Origin of the sequence: Paenibacillus aurantius, assembly GCF_032268605.1 — a bacterium.
Classification (GTDB): Bacteria; Bacillota; Bacilli; order Paenibacillales; family NBRC-103111; genus Paenibacillus_AO; species Paenibacillus_AO aurantius.
The window spans coordinates 2,226,199-2,243,606 of record NZ_CP130318.1 but is presented as its reverse complement, the minus strand read 5'-3'; the positions used below and the strand labels follow the sequence as shown (position 1 = coordinate 2,243,606).

The following is a 17,408-nucleotide window of genomic DNA, read 5'->3' as shown; positions in this document are numbered from 1 at the left end:
ATTCTCTGCGGGGAAACCAGCTTTCCGAGCAGTGTTTCATTTAGGAGGATAATAGGGTAATATGTAGGTAACTTGAGGAAACGACATGGAGGGATTGCTTTCATGGAGAGAAAGCCGATCAGCTCCTTCGTCTCTTCCAGCAAGCCCAGCGCGTTAAGCTCGTCCGAGAGATTGGTTTACGACTGCTTGCAGGCGGAGAACGAAGAGCTGGACAAGACAGACATCAACCAGATCGCCAAGGCCGTCGGCATGTCCGCCATGCAGGTTAGAGCCGCCATGTTTCTGCTGCTTCACAAAGGTTTGATCAAAAGCGAAGAAGTGATTGAGGAGGCTTAACCGTACTTCTCTCATCCTCCCCCTATCCGTAAAAGCCGCCCCGATGCGGCTTTTTTTGTTGAACAAAAAGCTGTCCCTCAACCGGAAGAACCTCCTTCCGGGACGGGACAGCTTGGTTTGTCGTGTTCTTTTTGGGAAAGGAGGTTAGCGGACCAGCTTGGCCGGACCCAGGCGGACGAGGGCCCGGTTGTCCTGGAAAGGAGCCGGCTCCGGCTCCATCATGGCGAAGAAGCCCTTTCCGATCCTCTCCATATCATCGGCGGTGGCCGGTTTGACGACGAACGCTTTTCCTTGAATCCAGACGATTTCTTCTTTCTCGGAGTCCAGCAAATAATCCTCGAACGGAAAGTTTATGGTTTTGATAACGATCGCTCCCTCTGCCTCCCTTCGTTCAAAGCGCTTGTACGCTTAGGCGGGTCAGGCTTATGGTGCAGCGCCGTGCGGCACGGGGTTCGCTGCCTCCTCCGGTCATTTGGAGGGTAAGCCCCAGTATAAGGCATGCGGCCGGGAAAGATTGTTGAACACTGTCAGGGAAACCCGTCTTTTTTCCGCTAAAAGCCGCCTTATTTCTCCACCCAATTTCCTTTGCGGAACACCGGCTCCCACGCGCCGTCCTCCCGCTCTCCGTCAATATCAAGCTCGGCTGAGCCGATCATGAAATCGACATGGGTCAGGCTGACGTTGGCCCCCCTGGCGGCCAGCTCCTCCTTGCTTAGCCGGGTTCCTCCCTCCAGATTAACCGGATAGGCGTTGCCGAGCGCCAGGTGGCAGGAAGCATTCTCGTCGACTCCCGTGTTGTAGAAGATCCGGTTCAGCCGGGAGATGGGGGAATCGTGGGGCACGAGAGCGACTTCGCCAAGGTACCGTGCTCCTTCATCCGTATCGAGAAGGGCCTGCAGGGCCTCATAGCCCTTTCCCGCCGTAAAATCGGTTACCCTCCCGTCCCGGAAAGTAAGCGCGAAGTCCTCCACCAGGCTGCCGTTGAGATTAAGCGGCATCGTGCTTCGAACCGTTCCGTTCGTTCCGCCTCGGGCAGGCATCGTAAAGACCTCCTCCGTCGGCATATTCGCCACGAAATAGACGCCGTCCTCGTTCGATTCACCGCCCCCGAGCCAGATATGGCCCTCGGGAAGCTCCAGCGTCAAATCCGTTCCCGGCGCCCTATACCGCAGCTTCCGGTAGCGCTTCGCATTCAGTCTGTCCGACACCGTATGCAGGGTCTGAATGTGCTCCCTCCAAGCCTGGACGGGATCCTCCCGGTCCACCCGGTTCATCCGAAAGATCGTCTCCCACATGGCGGGAATGCGTTCCGCTTCGGGCAGCTCGGCAAACACTTTATCGGCCCAGGCGCGGGTCGGGGCCTTCACCAGGCACCAGGTAAACTTATTGGTTCGCACATAGTGGAGGAACTTCTGTCTCGCCTCTGCGGCTGCCTTCGTGGAGGCTTTCACCTTGGAAGGGTCCACGCCTTCCAGGAGATCGGGATTCGGCACCTTGATGTTCAGCAGAGCTCCGCCCGCTTCCGCCAGCTGCTCCATGGAAGAGGCGATCCAGCGCGGATAATACGAGAGAGCCTCATCGGAAGCCGACTGGTATCGAATCCGGGTGACCTCCTCATCGTCCCAGGCCACCTGGACATATTTCGCCCCGGCCTCATACGCTTTACGGACCACAAGACGGGTCAGCTCCGCCGCTTCCATCGGCGCTTCTATGTACAGCACTTGGCCGGGCTGAAGGTTTACGCCTACCCGGATAAGCAGATCGGCATATTTCCCCAGCATATTCTCCAGTCGGATCGGTTCATTCAAGATCGTTTCGTTCCCTTCTTCATCGTTTGGTTTTTCTATTCTTTTTCCTGCTTTGCGGGCAAACGTCATGCCGTTCGCCTGCATAAAGTATAGCAGATTTTATTCTCCTCCCGGAGGTGTGTTATGGGCATTGAGCTAACTGCCCTTCACTGGGCTTACGCGGCGGTCATCGTGATGCTGATCGGATGCATGCTGTTCAAAAGAGACACGACCCTGCTGTGCACAGCCGGAATTCTGGTCATCGCCCTGCTCGCCACCCACTCGGTATCCGCTTCGGTCAGCGGCATTTTCAACAGCTTCCTGTATGCCCTCAAGGAACTCTTGTCCACTATTCTCATCATTTCCGTCATTGTCGCCATGAGCCGGGTTCTCTCCCGTACCGGGATCAACGAAGTGATGGTTTCCCCTTTTACCCGCCTGATGAGGACGCCTGCGATGGCGTACTGGACGGTAGGGCTTGTGATGATGATCATCTCCTGGTTCTTCTGGCCTTCCCCTGCCGTGGCGCTCATCGGGGTCGTCCTCCTGCCCGCGGCCGTCCGGGTCGGGCTCCCGCCCCTTGCGGTAGCCGTTGCGATGAACCTGTTCGGGCACGGGATCGCTCTGTCCGGCGATTATGTGATTCAAGCCGCCCCCAAGCTTACGGCGGATGCGGCCGGCATTCCGGTCGGCGATGTCATCAGCGCCAGCGTTCCGCTCGTCGTGATCATGGGAGCGGTGACCACCGTAACGGCCTTTTGGATGATTCGCCGGGATTTGAGCTCCGGCCGACTTTCCCCCGAATCCGCTTCCCCGGCTACCATATCCGAAACGGAGAAGACGGGCGAAGCAGGCTCCTATCCGCTATCCCTCCCGGTTCGGCGGGTGATGGCTGCGGTCGTGGCCCTGCTCTTCTTGATCGACCTGATCGTGATGTTCGTTCTGAAGCTGCAGGGAGGGGAAGCCACCGCTCTGCTTGGAGGGACGGCCCTGCTTCTCTTGATTCTCCTCACCATGCAATCGCATCGCGGCCAAGGGCTGGAGAAGATAACGGAATACCTCGTCGACGGCTTCCAGTTCGGCTTGAAGGTGTTCGGTCCCGTCATTCCCATTGCGGCGTTCTTCTATCTGGGCGATTCGGCCTTTACGGAGCTGTTCGGCAAAGTCCTGCCCGCCGCTTCCGCCGGGATTGTGAATGACTGGGGAGCCGCCCTCGCCCACAGCGTGCCGATCAACGCTCCCCTCGGCTCCCTCACCCTCGCTGCCGCAGGGGCCATCACCGGACTGGACGGCTCCGGCTTCTCCGGCATCTCCCTGGTCGGCTCTGTTGCCCACCTGGTCTCCGCCGCCATCGGCTCGGGGATTGCCACTCTGACGGCCCTCGGGCAAATCGCCGCCATCTGGGTAGGCGGCGGAACCCTCGTGCCGTGGGCGCTTATCCCCGCCGCGGCCATATGCGGAGTCAGCCCGTTCGAAGTGGCCCGCCGGAACCTCATTCCCGTTCTCACGGGGCTGGCGGTTACCACGATCGCGGCCATGTTCCTCCTCTCTTAAAGAGGAGCGATGGAGTACCGGTCCACGTAGGATCGGAGGTCTTCGACGCGGGGAGCGTCAAGCGCAAGGCCGACATAGCCGTCAGGGCGGACCAGAAAGAGGGCGTCCCTCGGTATTCCCGCAGCCCCGGCCGCAGGCGTCCAATCGAAGCTGAAGAGCGGGAAGGAAGCGGAACGCGCAAAGTCCCGGATCTCCGGCGCGGCCTCTCCATAAACATGGAGCTGCCAATTGCACTGCTGCAGAGGCTCGTAGTTATCGCCGCCCGGCGTTCGAACCCAGGGCAAGCGGTCTCCCCCTTGAATTCTTCCCGCTGTTCCCCGGTTTAACCCGCTTTCCCGGTAATGAATACGCGTTTGGGAAACGGTCTGGAAGGCCATTCGGCGGAGGAAGGGTAACCGGAGAAGCAGCGGGGCCAGGGTCGGGAGGAAGAACAGGCGCATAAAGCGGTTGAAGGCTTTCCTTCCCACAATGAGCTGGAAGGCTCTGTCCGTGGTGGCAACCAGCGTCCGGGCAAAAGGAAGCCGCTCCGCTTCATAGGTTTCCAGCAGAGAAGGCTGGGCCTTGCCTTGTAGAACGGCGGCGAGCTTCCAGGCCAGATTGACCGCGTCCCCGATCCCGGTATTCATGCCTTGCCCTCCCGCCGGACTATGGATATGACCCGCGTCCCCGGCCAGGAAGACACGGTCCTTGCCGAAATGCTCGCTAACGCGGTGATGAACCTGGTAGGTAGAGAACCAGTTGACCCGGCGGACGGTAAGACCGGTCTGTTTATGCACATAGGGCCGGATGATGTCGAAGGTCACCGTGGAAGGATCGGCTTCCTCGGGTACGATGCCGATCAGACGGACCATACCCGTGCTTCGGACCGGCAAAAAGATGCAGAAGCCGGAGTCGTCCAGATAAACGTTCAACGCCCCCTCTCCCATCCCGTCCGCCTCCACATCCGCGACATAAAAGACCTGGCGGTACGTTCCGCCGGCAAAAGAAAGCTCCAGCCCTTTGCGTACGAGGCTGTGAGCCCCATCACAGCCGCACACATAGCCAAAGGTGTGCGGTTCTTCTATGCCATCCTTTCTCAGAACGGTCTCCACCCGCTCCGGGTCCTGACGGAAAGAAACCAGCTCCGTTCCCCACTCGACCGTCAGGCCCTGCCGATGAAGATGATCGACAAGCAGCCGTTCATGATCATCCTGCGGATAGCTGAGCACGAACGGATAGGGGCTCAGCCCTTTTCCCAGTTCGCCCAGAGGAAGCCGCACCTTCTTCTCCTTCCCTGTTCGCCATTGTACGGAATCCACCGGGATCCCTCCGGCCACCACCTCGTCCGCCAGGCCGAGCTGCCGGTACAGCTCCAGCGTCCGGGCATGGACGGCGATCGCCCGGGAGGCCTCTCCGGGACCGGTATGCTTGTCGATCAGGCGGAAGGGCACTCCCTGTTTGGCCAGACAGAGGGCAAGAACAAGCCCCGTGGGGCCGGCTCCTACAATTAGTACCTGCGGTTTCATCGTCATCCTCCTTTGTTTCTTCCCTTTTTACCGCCGCAACGGTTTCAATACGGTGGAGGGGAAGGGCTCCTTCCGGATATTCGGATCGTACTCTCCTCCACGGTACCACAAGGAAACAAGGGTCTAGAATCCCATTGACTTCCCTGTGAATTGCCCCTATCATATAAACCACATGGATACCACAGCAGCTAGATGGTCATCGTTTCCAGGTATACATATCCGGGAGAGGAGGGAAGCGGCAGGAATTGCTTGTAGTTTGACACCGCTTACATATTATCCATCAAGGAGGTCGCAAAGCGATGCAAAAAATGATGAAGCGGGCTATCCCCCTTCTGACCAGCGCTATGCTCGTCGTCACCGGCTGGACCGGTGCCGCATCTGCCGCCGAAGGCAGCCGGTTGTCCCAGAAAACGTACGGAGCTCCGGAAGAACTTCTCGTTCCTAATAATTATACCGTAGCCGTGTTCAACGGAACAGCGGGCAAAGAAGACGGCCACAATGTCCTCTACGCCACAAGCAAAGGCAAGCCCGGCCATCTTAACGTTATCGATCTGGACGATTATAAGCTTCTGCGCAGCATCCCGATCGGTCCTTCGGAAAGCTCCTGGGCCCATACGATTGCCCCCGACGGATCCTTATATCTCGCCGCTGATGGAGGAGGAGCCCGGCTGTGGCATTACTCTCCCGTCACGAAGACGCCTGAACAGGTAGCCCAATTTGACGGGCAGTCGGTTCCGAACAGCATTACGACCGATGAGAAGGGACGCGTCTATGTCGGAACTTACCCGGGAGGAAAGGTCTTCCAATACGATCCCGCTACCCGCCAGGTGAAGGATTACGGACGGATGATCGGCGAGGGCGATCAGGAATACGTACGCTCCATCGCCTACCAGGGCGGTAATGTTTACGCCGGAACGGCCCACAAGCAGATCGTTCGCGTCAACCTGGCCACGGGAGAGAAAACCGACATTGCCGGCTCCCTTCCCGTTAAAGAAGATACGGTATACGACCTGGATACGATCGACGACCGTTATCTGTTTGCCCGTTATACGGACGGAAGCGGAATCCCGGGAGAAGCCTTCCTTTATGACACGCAAACCGAGCAGTGGCTCGATGTCGTGCTGGAGAATGTAACCGGCCTTCACGAAACCGATTCGCTGAACGGTAAAATTTACTACATGTCGGACAAGAAGCTGAAAACCTTCGACCTGGCCACCCACAAGGTGGAAGAATCCGGCTTGGAGTATGGGACCGGCCTGCGGGGAGCGGATTGGGTAGAGTTCCCTAACAATCCCGACCTGCCGGGCAAGAACCTCGTAACCGTCCGGTATGACGGCGGCGCCACGATCATGAATATCGAGAAGAAGCTGGTTCTGCAATTGCCTCCGGTCATTCCGGGAGTGCCTGGCGTTGTCAACCGGGTCGCCGCTGTGTCCGAGAACCAGCTGATCACGACCGGTTCTCAGGCTCGTTCTTCTCTCGTCAACCTGACGGACAAGACCGCCACTCCTTTCAGCATCGGCCAAGCCGACAGCGTGTTCCCTATTGGGGACAAAGTGTACATGGGCGTTTATCCGGAAGGGGCTCTTTTTGAGTTCGACCTTAAGCAGCCCCCAAGCTTGACCAACCCTAAGAAGCTCTCTGTGCTGGGCAATGACCAAGAGCGCCTGGTTAACATCACGAGCGCCAAAGGGAAGCTGTACATTTCTACCATTTCCGGCTACGGAACACTGGGCGGCTCGCTGACCGTCTATGATCCGGCTACCGGGGAAACCACCGTCAACCGCAATGTCGTTAAGAACCAGAGTGTTCTGAGCTCGACTTATGCCAACGGTAAAATCTTCGGATCGACCACCATCCGCGGGGGACTCGGTTCCGTTCCTACGGAAGAGGAAGCCAAAATCTTCGTCTGGGATGTCGACAAGCAGGAGAAGATTACTGAATTCCCGCTGCGTATTCCCGGCTTGGATAAGCCGATCTTCATCGGCGATCTTTCCGCAGGTCCGGACGGACTCATCTGGGGAGCGGCCTATGAGTATATCTTTGCAATCGACCCTAACACCTACGAAGTCGTCAAGAGCAAAAAAGTGCACTCCAAGCTCAGCTTCAGCCAATGGGCTCATCATCCGCTGCGCTGGTCCGAAGACGGCTTGCTCTACGTCCTCTTCAACGACAAGCTGACGGTAATCGACCCGGAAACGCTGGAATCCCGGATCCTGGCCAATACGTCCCGCTTTGATCTCGGCTGGGACGGAAACCTGTACCTGACGGATATGCAGACCAACACGATTTTGTATCGGATCGAGGTAGACGGAGAGGTTATCGAGGAACCGCCTCATCTCCCTGTTCCTGTACGTAACCCGGGCTTTGAAGAAGGCCTGGCCGGCTGGACCCCCCTGTTTGCAACGGGAGCCGGTTATAACTATGAAGTCAGCACGGCGAAGACCTTCAGCGGGTCCAAGAGCCTGAAGATTACCGATACGCTGCGCACGGCATCCGTCGCTCTTCAGAGCGACAAAGTTCCAGTTGTTGCCGGAGAGGAATACCAAGCGAACGTAAACGTTTATATTGAATCGGGGCAGCCGGGCTTCATGTTCCGCTACTTCGACAAGAACAACGCTACGATTTCTACGCTCGAAATCCATCTGGACGAATCCCGGCTGGCCCAATGGCAGAAAGTGACCCTGAGGGGCAAAGCGCCGGAAGGTGCCGTGTATGCCAAGCTGATTGCTGTTACGTCCCGCTATAACATTTCGTCCGCTTATTACGACGATTTCACCGTAACGAAGAAGGATCAGCAAATTCCGGTCGTTTCCGCCAGCCTGACTCCTGCCGCCAATGAGAACGGCTGGAACAATGGCGACACCGTCCTGAATCTGGCTGCCGACCATGCGTGGTCGTTGACCTATTCGTCCGAAGGTGCGCAGCCGGCTGCGAAAACCACGGTAAAAGGCTCGTCCCTCCAGCTGCCGATCACGAAGGAAGGCGTAACGACGGTGACCTATTCCGCCACCAACTTCTCGGGCCTTGCCACTGACCCGCAGAAGATGGAGGTCCGCATTGACCGGACGGCGCCGACGGTACAGTTCACAGGCAAATCGGATTATACCGTTTCCGAGAATGTCTATATCGGCTGCACCGCCGTTGACGCCCTGTCGGGCCTCGCGGACAATCCATGCTCCGCTCCGCTTGTTCAAGCTCCGGCTTATACGTTCGAGCCCGGCGAGCATACGGTTTCCGTTACCGCCAAAGACAAGGCCGGCAATACGGTTACGTCCGATTTCACCTTCCGGATCGCCGTAACATACGACGGGGTGACGGAGCTGGTTCGTTCCTTCACCTCCGAGGATCCGGGCATTACCGAAGCCCTCACCTCCAAGCTGCAGAATGCAGCGGCCGCTGAGGAACGGGGGAACGCCCAAGCCGAAGCCGGCATGCTTAATGCCTTCACCAATCAGGTGAATGCCTTGACCGGCAAGAAGCTGACCGCCGAACAGGCCCAGGTTCTTCTGAAGCTGGCCGGCAAGCTGTAATACCATAAAAGGGGCGCAAGTCCGCTAGCCATCCGGTGAAGGGACCGCTGCCCTCCTCTATCATGCAAAAACAGCCCGAGCTGCTCGGGCTGTTTTTTTTGGCGTTATAACGGATTTCTGCTTATCCGCCAGGATAGCTTCTTTTCGAATCAGGCGAAATAGGACAGACGCTGGTTGAGCGCGCCTTATGGTAACAAGCGGCTTCAGCCCGTCAAGACAAGCTCGCCGCCACGGCATTGTGGTAACAGACACGGAGGCGCACCACGGATTTGTCCCTTCCGTAATGAACCCGGTTCGTAAGCAGAACCGCGAAAACGTCCCGCTGCGGGTCAATCCAGAGGCTTGTTCCGGTGAAGCCCGTGTGGCCGTACGAGCGTTCGGAGAACAGATCCCCGGACGCGTCCCACGGATCGCCCTTCAGCGTCCAGCCGAGCCCCCGGTTCGCCGGGAGGGTCCCCGTCCAAGACCGGGCTGCGGCTTCCACAGAGGCTGGCGACAGGACTCGCGTCCCATCGAGCTCTCCTCCCCCCAGCCACATGCGGGCGTATTTGGCGAGATCCCCGGCTGTGGAGAACAGGCCGGCATGTCCGCTCACGCCCCCAAAGGCATAGGCATTCTCATCGTGAACCTCTCCAAGCTTCGGCCGTCCAAGCTTCTCATCGAACTCCGTGGGAGCCAGGCGGGCGTGGAGCTCCGGCCCTGGACAGAAGCCCGTATCCGTCATCCCAAGCGGCTGAAAAAGTCTCTCCCGGGCCGCCTGATCAAGCGGCTTCTTCATGAGGACGGCGATCAGCCGACCGAGTACGATAAAGCCGATGTCGCTGTATACCATCCGGCTGCCGGGCACGTCCTCCAGCCTGAGTTCGGCGATCTCCTGCCACATTCTCTCCGGCGGCCAGCCGTTGCCGTGCAGGTTAAAGAAAGCGGGAAGCCCCGAGGTGTGCGACAGCAGCTGCCTGACCGTCACGCTCTCCTTGCCGTTGGCCCCGAATTCGGGAAGAAACCGGCAGACCGGCTCATTCAAATGGAGCTTTCCTTCCTCAAGCAGCATAAGGACAAGGGGCAGGGTGACCACTACCTTCGTCAAAGAGGCACAATCGTAAATGGTCTCCGGAACGACCGGTCTTCCCGCTTCCGTCCCCCCTCCAACCGATCCTGCGGCATACAGTCCGTAAATGGCGGTCCGGCTTCCTGCCGCTGCGGTTCCTCCCGGTGTCTGTCCGTTCCGGATTTCCCCGTCCAAAAGACGGAAGGCCGTTAGGAGCTTCCCTGAATCGGGCAGCCCATCAACCGATTCTCCCATGTGAAACGCCTCCTGTTTGGTTTCTTTAGAATCCTTCCTACAGAAGAACGTCTTTCCGCTCTTCTTCCCGGTCCTTGCGTTCCTCCCCCATTCCGCTGGCAGTCCCGATGGTCCGCCCGGACGGGGCATCTAATAATATCAATTTTATTCTACCATTTCCCTTGCACCGGTTCACTCTGCTGACACGCTAATGGCAAAAGGCAGCGGATTCCTTTCCACAGCCTTCGCTGCAAGCCTTGAGATTTATTTTGTTCCGGTTGCAGCCTCCCGAGGAATCTGCTTTTTCCTTCGAAGACCGGCAAAGGGCCAATACAGCAGAAGAAAAAGAACGAGAGCAAGCATTTCCTCTGCAAGCAAATAGTAGGGATACGGCCCGAACCAATCCAGAACCGAGGCGTTCTCGGGCTTTCTCGCCAGGAACATGTAATTGGCCCCCAGCCACCGGTCGATCCCCCACACCAGGACGGCCAGCCCGTTCAGGAAGAGCATGACCCGCAGAATCGAGCGCGGGACCGGCCGGTAGCCCTCCACCAACGTCATATAAAGGGCGGCCAGAATGATTCCCGCATGCGCGATGAAAAATTGAAAAAACCGGAAATGAGGGAACGGATAGCCCAGCTCAGGAGTGAGGATCGCCTGCAGGGCGCCGGCGATACCGGCGAAATAGACGATTTCGTACAGGATCCTGCTTCTCGTTACGAGCATGACGATAGACAGAAGAAGCGTTATGCTGCACAGCTCAAGCGGCAGGGTGGATTGGACGGACCAGATTCCCTGTTCCCTATACCACAGATTCAAGGCGGCTTCTGTGCCAAGAAGAACTCCCGCGAGCGTGAGACGGACCGGTCTTTTGGCGAGCCTCGACCGCAAAGCCGCCATCAGGGCGATAGCGAGGAATAAAGCCGCAACCGCCAGCAGATGAGAAAGCGAGAACGCCGTAAAAGTGCCCTCATAACGCGCATCAAAATACATCCCTTGCATGCCCCCTTTTCTCTTGATCCCTTCCTGCCTTACAGGTAGTAAACGGATGACGAGGCATTCCTCTGACGATGGGCCGCCTCCCGTTCAGATGGTGATATACAACTCGTCCAAGATAAGGTTAAATGAAAGGGTCAGATTCGTATAGAGGAGGAACGCTCATGACTATTATTCCCTCATACCGGTGCGCGGCTGCCGCCGCTTTCCTGGCATGAAGCCGGTCACTTTTTCCCCCTGCGGTTCCCTGTCCCCCTTTGTGGAATGCTTCTGGTCCCTTCAGGACTACCGCTCCGCCCACTCCCGGGAGATTTCCATTCCCGACGGCTCCGCAGAGTTGGTGTTCGACCTTGGAGGAGGGCCTATTCGGCTGTTCAACCGGAACGAGGAAAGCCTGCTCTTCGGTGCTTCCGTGCTTTGTGGCCCCCATACGGAGTATTTTGGAATCGATACGTCCGGGCAAACGGATGTGATGGGGATCCATTTCCGCCCTGGAGGGTTGTTTCCGTTTCTGCCAGCTCCCCTCCACGAGCTGTTGAATCGGCACGTCCCGCTCAGCGCTTACTGGCCCCATGAGGCAAGGCTTATCCGGCGATTGGCGGCCGGTTCTACGCTGGAGGAACGGTTCCGCACGCTGGAGGAAGAGCTGCTGGCCTCCTCCTGCCGTCCCCCGGAGCGCCACCCCGCCGTTGTTTATGCCCTGGAGGAGCTGCGCCGCTCATCAGTCGCCAAGGTGCTGGAGCAGACGGGCTTGAGCCACCGACGGTTTAACGAGCGGTTTAAGGCGCAGGTAGGCATGACCCCGAAGCAGCTTAGCCGCCTGTACCGTTTTCAGGAGGTCTTGTCTGCTCTCAACCAAGGGGAGCAGCCCGATTGGGCGTCTATCGCCGAGGCTTGCGGCTACTGCGACCAGGCTCATCTGATCCGGGATTTCCAAGCCTTTTCCGGTATGCCGCCGAGCCGCTACCGCCGCATTCCGGAACGGCATCCGAACCACTCCCCTTATCCCCGCTAAGGTCAGAAATATCCAATACATCCGGAGAGACCCGCGCTATAATGAAAGCCTAGTCCCTAGTCAAGGAGGCATTACGATGACCCATTCCTATACGCCAAAAGGATTTCAGACGGCCACCCCCTATTTCATCGTTCAGGATGCGGCCAAGCTGGCGGAGTTTCTGACTCAAGCGTTCGGCGCGGTGGAAGAGAACCTCATGCGCAGCGAGGAGGGAAAGATCACGCATGCGGAGTTGAGAGTGGGAACGACCATCCTGGAACTTTCGGATGCCCAAGGTCCCTTCCCGCCACGGACCAACACGCTGCATCTTTTCGTGGAGGACACCGACAGCTGCTACCGCAAAGCGCTTGAGGCGGGAGCCGTCTCCCTCTACGAGCCGGGAGATATGCCCTATGGAGAGAGAAGCGCGGGCATTGAGGATCCCTTCGGGAACCACTGGTACCTGGCCACCTTTCAGCGCGGGGAAGGCAAAGGCTACTACGAGGAATAGAAAAAGAGCGGGCCGGGGGCCCGCTCTTTCGTTTCCTTTGGTTATTTTCGCTCCAAGGTTATCTTCGCTCCAATAGCCTTACCGGTTCACCCTTCCAGCAGGAGTGTCTCCGGATCTTCCAGCATCTCCTTGACGGCAACCAGGAAGCGGACCGCCTCACTGCCGTCCACGATCCGGTGATCGTAGGACAGGGCGATATACATCATCGGGCGGTTCTCCGATCTTTCCTCGTCGATGGCGACGGGGCGCAGCTGGATTTTGTGCATCCCGAGAATGCCCACCTGCGGGGTGTTCAGAATGGGGGTCGACAGCAGGGAGCCGAACACTCCGCCGTTGGTGATCGTAAAGGTCCCCCCCTGCAGGTCGGACAAGGCCAGCGTATTCGAACGCGCTTTGCCGGCCAGTTCTCCAATCTGGCGCTCGATCTCTGCGAAGCTCAGCCGGTCGGCCTCGCGAACGACGGGAACGACCAGCCCTTCCTTAGCCGAAACGGCGATGCCGATGTCGTAAAACTTTTTGACGAGGATGTCCTCGCCCTGGATCTCAGCGTTAAGCAGCGGGAATTCCTTAAGGGCGCCGACGACGGCCTTGGTGAAGAAGGACATGAACCCTAGGCCAACGTCGTGCTTCTCCTGGAAGCTTTGCTTGCGCCGCTTGCGGATATCGAGAATTTTGGTCATGTCGACCTCATTGAAGGTCGTCAGCATGGCAGCGGTGTGCTGGGCTTCAACGAGCCGCTTCGCAATCGTGGCGCGGCGGCGGCTCATCCGGCGCCGTTCCACTCCCTTCTCCTCCCCCTGCAGGGCAGGTGGAGCGGGAACAGCGGATGGAGCCGGCCGGGAAGTCTTCTGCTCGGCATAGGACGAAACGGCGTTCGGGGAAATGCGGCGGATTCCTTCCTTGGCTGCGAGCTCTTGAAGGTCGACACCTTGCTCCCGTGCTCTCTTACGGGCAGAAGGGGGAGCCACATAGTCCACCTCTCCCGCTTCGCCGGCCTCCGCTTCCAGCCGGCTGCCTTCGTTACGAACGGCCGTCGCCGGGGGAAGCGGGGCGGGAGCCTGCGGGGCCGTTGCGGCTCCGGCCGTCGGCTGCTTCTCCACCTGCGCCAGCTCGCCGGAGATGCGTTCGCTTTGGATTTCCTGTCCCGGCGCTTTCTCCCCTGCCGGCGATTGGGAAGGGGCGGCATGCTCTCCAATCCGGGCGATGACTTCTCCGATTTGGACGGTTTCCCCTTCCTGCCGCAGAATCTCCTGCAGCACTCCGCCTTCTTCGGCACTGATTTCGAGGTTAACCTTGTCCGTTTCGATCTCCGCCAGGACATCACCGCTCTTTACCGCGTCGCCCTTCGCGACCACCCAGCGGGTAATGGTTCCTTCGGTTATCGATTCTCCCATTTCTGGTACTTTAACGTCCGCCAATGATTCCGCCTCCTTCTTTTATCGCTCCCAAAGTACTTTTGTTTAGAGCAACCGACAGAATTCTCTGCTGCTCGTAATTATGAATCTCTTGAAAACCGCTTGCCGGGCTGGACCGCTTCGGCCGTCCGATAAAGCGGACCACCGCGTCCTTCGGCGCCCGCGCCTTAATGCGGGGCTCCATGTAATTCCATGCGCCCATGTTCTGGGGCTCCTCTTGGACCCAGATCACTTCCCTCAAGTTCGGGAAGCGGGCGATGATCCGTTCGATCTCCCCTTTAGGGAAAGGATACAGCTGTTCGACGCGGGCGATATGAAGCCAGCTCTTATCCTCTTCCGATTCCTCCAGGGCCGTCTCCAGATCGACGGCTACCTTGCCGCTGCAGAGCAGCAGGCGCTCCACCTTTTCCGGAACGGAACCAAGTCCCCGCTGCTCCACGACCGGCCGGAAGCCTCCGTCGCTGAATTCCTCGGGGGCGGAAGAGGCCCGGGGATTGCGGATCAGGCTTTTGGGAGCCATGATCACGAGCGGCCTGGCTTCCTCACTGTCGAGGCCGGCCGCCTGCTTCCGGAGCAGGTGAAAGTACTGCGCCGCCGATGTGAGGTTGGCCACCGTAAAATTATCCTCCGCGGCCAGCTGAAGGAAACGCTCTAGCCGGGCGCTGGAATGCTCCGGTCCCTGCCCTTCGTAACCGTGAGGCAGGAGCAGAACCAGGCTGGACTTCTGGGACCACTTGACGCGGCCCGCCGCCAGAAACTGGTCGATGATGACCTGGGCGGCATTCGCAAAATCCCCGTACTGGGCTTCCCAGAGCACCAGGGTTTCAGGTGAGAAAACATTATACCCATATTCGAAGCCGAGGACGGATGCTTCCGACAGCGGGCTGTTGTATACCCCGAATGCAGCCTTCGCTTGAGGAAGACGGTGCAACGGGCAAAAGCGGTCCCCGGTTTCGGGATCGTGAAGCACAAGATTCCGGTGGGCAAACGTGCCCCGTTCGGAATCCTGCCCGCTCAGCCGAATCGGCCGTCCATCGGCCAGAATCGCAGCGAAGGCAAGCGTCTCCGCGTGGCCCCAGTCCACCCGGCCTCCCTCTTCAAGAGCACCCGACCGGCGCTTCAGGATGCGCTCGAGCTTGGGATAAACGGCAAAACCCTCGGGCCAGGTCAAGAGCTCCCGGTTGATTGCCCGAAGGTCCTCGAGCGGAACCGCCGTCGTGTCCTCCGCCATCGGCCGGAGGCTGACCTGTTCCGTCTTGCGGGCGGCCTTCTCATTCTGCTTGACCTCATCCCAGGCCGCCTGCAGCTTGCCGAGCACCTCTTCCCGGATTCGGGCGAATTGGTCGTCGCTGCTCAATCCCTTGCTCTTCAGCCTCTCCGCATACAGCTCGCTCGGAATCGGATGATTGCGCAGCTTGCGGTACATGGCCGGCTGGGTCGTTTCGGGATCGTCCGTTTCGTTATGGCCATACCGCCTGTAGCCGATCAGGTCGATCACGAAATCCTTGCGGAACCGCTGCCGGAACTCGCAAGCCAAGCGGACGGCGGCGATGCATGCTTCCGGATCGTCGGCACTGACATGCACGATCGGGATTTCGAAGCCTTTAGCCAAATCGCTCGCATAGAAGGTGGAGCGGGAATCGCGGCTGTCGGTCGTGAAGCCCACACGGTTGTTAACGATGATATGGATCGTTCCGCCGTTCTGGTAGCCGGTCAGCGAATTGAAATTTAACGTTTCCGCCACGATTCCTTCTCCGGCGAAGGCGGCGTCTCCATGCATAAGCACAGCGCCGGCCGAACCGAAGTCCGGCTTAGGATAGCCCGGCTGGGTGCGGTCGTCCTGCGCCGCCCGGGTGAATCCTTCCACAACCGGGTTGACATATTCCAGGTGGCTCGGATTGTTCGCCAGCGTCACCCGGGTTTCCACCGTTTCCCCGGTTTTCACGGAGCGGTGGGCCCCAAGGTGATACTTGACATCCCCGGTCCATCCATAGTTGATGCCCATGGAGCCTTCCGAAGGAACCAAGTCCTTATTCGGAGCGTGGGCGAATTCCGAAAAGATTTTGCCGTACGGCTTGCCGAGGACATGGGCGAGCACATTAAGCCGCCCGCGGTGGGCCATGCCCATCAGGATATCCTTCGCCCCGTCGTGCGCCATCTCGCGGACGATTTCGTCCAGCATGGGAACGAGCATGTCCGTTCCTTCTATAGAGAACCGTTTCTGCCCGACGAAGGTGCGGTGAAGGAAAGCCTCGAATTGCTCCACCTCGACCAAACGCCGCAGCAGGGCGAGCTTCTCCTTCGTGTCGAGCGGCTTGCCGGCCAGACCCGATTCGGCCTGCCGGTTCAGCCAGATTCGTTCATCCTCTTCATGCACATGGCCGAATTCAAAGGCGATGCTGCCCGTGTAAATTTCCTTCAGGCGGACAATCGCTTCCCACCCGTTCTTAACCGATTCCGGCGCGTCTTCCCATACAAGGGAAGCCGGAAGAGCGCTTAAATCCTCGCGGGTAAGACCGAATGTGTCGGCCTCCAGAAGGCGGGTGTCCGGCTTGTCGTTTAACCCGAGCGGATCGACCCGGGCCGCCAAATGGCCGTATACCCGGATGTTCCAGGCAAGCTTGCCGGCGTCGACAAGCTTCTTCAGGGAACGGGCGTCCGGCTTGGCGGCCGGTACCGCCTGGGCCGCTGCTCTCTCTGCAGCGGGAACCGTCAAAGCCTCGGCGCCGGGAGGCTCTCCCCACCGGTCAAAAAGCTCACGGAAACCGGCTTCCACCGTTTCGGGATCCGTTGCATAACGTTCATACATTTCCTGGATATAGCCCAGATTGGGTCCTTGATACCTGGCCCAGAAAAGGCGGGCCGCTATCTCGTCTGCTGCCATTCAAGCATACCTCCGTTCGAACTTTACTGCTTTACTACCTTCCCTTGCTATTCTCTACAGGAGAAGAGTCGGAATCTCATCGGCCCGGTGAACTCACCAAAGAACCTGCTATACACATACCTGATAATCCCTTACCCTTTCGGGGGACTATTCTAACTGGAAGATACCGAAGGTCTCCCCTGAATCTTAACCAATTAACAGTCTTTTCCTTTTGCCCGCCAATTATGCAGGCGGTTCCGACGCTTCTCTCTTAAGGGTACCTCGGCTGACCGGCAGCCGTCCAATAGGAGAAAACGCTCAATTCCATCTATTTATTAGATCAGTTCTTAATTCTTTCATCTTGATGAACGATTAATCCGCGTATGGTAACGCCGGTCTTCTTCCGCCCATACCAAAACAGACAGGCGCACATATCTTACCTTATCAAAACACGAGGGGGTAAAACCATGAGCTACGCACGTTACGGTGGATTCACCAGTGTGGGAGTTATCCTTGTCCTTTTTATCCTGCTCGTCATCGTGAGCAGCGCTTGGGTGCTGTAACCGGCTAATCTAACAACAAAGAGAACCGGCTTTTCCTTAGCCGGTTCTCTTTGTTTCCTATGAAAAGGA

The 17,408-nt window shown here is 58.3% G+C and carries 13 protein-coding genes; 6 read left to right on the top strand and 7 right to left on the bottom strand.

Annotated elements, in window-relative coordinates; genetic code table 11:
* Nucleotides 1-102 precede the first annotated feature (102 nt).
* The gene (locus tag MJA45_RS10125; RefSeq protein ID WP_315607138.1) at nt 103-336 is read left to right on the top strand and encodes a hypothetical protein; all 234 of its coding nucleotides are present in this window, start codon (nt 103-105) and stop codon (nt 334-336) included.
* A gap of 144 nt (nt 337-480) precedes the next feature.
* On the opposite strand, the gene MJA45_RS10120 is transcribed toward MJA45_RS10125, so the two are convergent.
* Entirely contained in the window at nt 481-666 is a 186-nt protein-coding gene (locus MJA45_RS10120) for a hypothetical protein (RefSeq protein ID WP_315607137.1), read from the bottom strand.
* Between the two features lie 233 nt (nt 667-899).
* A complete protein-coding gene (locus MJA45_RS10115; RefSeq protein ID WP_315607980.1) occupies nt 900-2,117 on the bottom strand; it encodes an aminopeptidase in 1,218 nt (405 codons plus the stop codon).
* 150 nt (nt 2,118-2,267) lie between these two features.
* Between MJA45_RS10115 and MJA45_RS10110 the strand changes: the two genes are divergently transcribed.
* A complete protein-coding gene (locus tag MJA45_RS10110) occupies nt 2,268-3,677 on the top strand; it encodes a hypothetical protein (RefSeq protein WP_315607136.1) in 1,410 nt (469 codons plus the stop codon).
* On the opposite strand, the gene MJA45_RS10105 is transcribed toward MJA45_RS10110, so the two are convergent.
* Nucleotides 3,674-5,182, bottom strand: a complete 1,509-nt coding sequence (locus MJA45_RS10105) for an FAD-dependent monooxygenase (RefSeq protein WP_315607135.1) — start codon at nt 5,180-5,182, stop codon at nt 3,674-3,676. The genes MJA45_RS10110 and MJA45_RS10105 overlap by 4 nt on opposite strands.
* A gap of 299 nt (nt 5,183-5,481) precedes the next feature.
* On the opposite strand from MJA45_RS10105, the gene MJA45_RS10100 reads away from it, so the two are divergent.
* The gene (locus MJA45_RS10100; RefSeq protein ID WP_315607134.1) at nt 5,482-8,715 is read left to right on the top strand and encodes a carbohydrate binding domain-containing protein; all 3,234 of its coding nucleotides are present in this window, start codon (nt 5,482-5,484) and stop codon (nt 8,713-8,715) included.
* A gap of 211 nt (nt 8,716-8,926) precedes the next feature.
* Here the strand turns inward: MJA45_RS10100 and MJA45_RS10095 are convergent, their stop codons facing one another.
* Together MJA45_RS10095 and MJA45_RS10090 are read right to left on the bottom strand one after the other, a co-directional pair.
* The gene (locus MJA45_RS10095; RefSeq protein WP_315607133.1) at nt 8,927-10,018 is read right to left on the bottom strand and encodes a serine hydrolase domain-containing protein; all 1,092 of its coding nucleotides are present in this window, start codon (nt 10,016-10,018) and stop codon (nt 8,927-8,929) included.
* Between the two features lie 243 nt (nt 10,019-10,261).
* Nucleotides 10,262-10,990, bottom strand: a complete 729-nt coding sequence (locus MJA45_RS10090; RefSeq protein WP_315607132.1) for a YwaF family protein — start codon at nt 10,988-10,990, stop codon at nt 10,262-10,264.
* Between the two features lie 217 nt (nt 10,991-11,207).
* On the opposite strand from MJA45_RS10090, the gene MJA45_RS10085 reads away from it, so the two are divergent.
* Both MJA45_RS10085 and MJA45_RS10080 read left to right on the top strand, forming a co-directional pair.
* Complete coding sequence (locus MJA45_RS10085; RefSeq protein WP_315607131.1) at nt 11,208-12,008, top strand: DUF6597 domain-containing transcriptional factor; 801 nt, start codon at nt 11,208-11,210, stop codon at nt 12,006-12,008.
* 76 nt (nt 12,009-12,084) lie between these two features.
* Nucleotides 12,085-12,498, top strand: coding sequence for a VOC family protein (locus tag MJA45_RS10080; protein WP_315607130.1), 414 nt, complete (start codon nt 12,085-12,087; stop codon nt 12,496-12,498).
* Between the two features lie 86 nt (nt 12,499-12,584).
* Here MJA45_RS10080 and odhB read toward each other — a convergent pair whose 3' ends face one another.
* Both odhB and MJA45_RS10070 read right to left on the bottom strand, forming a co-directional pair.
* Nucleotides 12,585-13,916, bottom strand: a complete 1,332-nt coding sequence (gene odhB / locus MJA45_RS10075; protein WP_315607129.1) for a 2-oxoglutarate dehydrogenase complex dihydrolipoyllysine-residue succinyltransferase — start codon at nt 13,914-13,916, stop codon at nt 12,585-12,587.
* Nucleotides 13,903-16,797 carry a 2-oxoglutarate dehydrogenase E1 component gene (locus MJA45_RS10070; protein ID WP_315607128.1) on the bottom strand — a complete coding sequence of 965 codons (2,895 nt, stop codon included), beginning with the start codon at nt 16,795-16,797 and terminating at the stop codon, nt 13,903-13,905. The genes odhB and MJA45_RS10070 overlap by 14 nt, the downstream gene beginning before the upstream one ends.
* 446 nt (nt 16,798-17,243) lie before the next feature.
* On the opposite strand from MJA45_RS10070, the gene MJA45_RS10065 reads away from it, so the two are divergent.
* Nucleotides 17,244-17,339, top strand: coding sequence for a YjcZ family sporulation protein (locus MJA45_RS10065; protein WP_315607127.1), 96 nt, complete (start codon nt 17,244-17,246; stop codon nt 17,337-17,339).
* Nucleotides 17,340-17,408 lie beyond the last annotated feature (69 nt).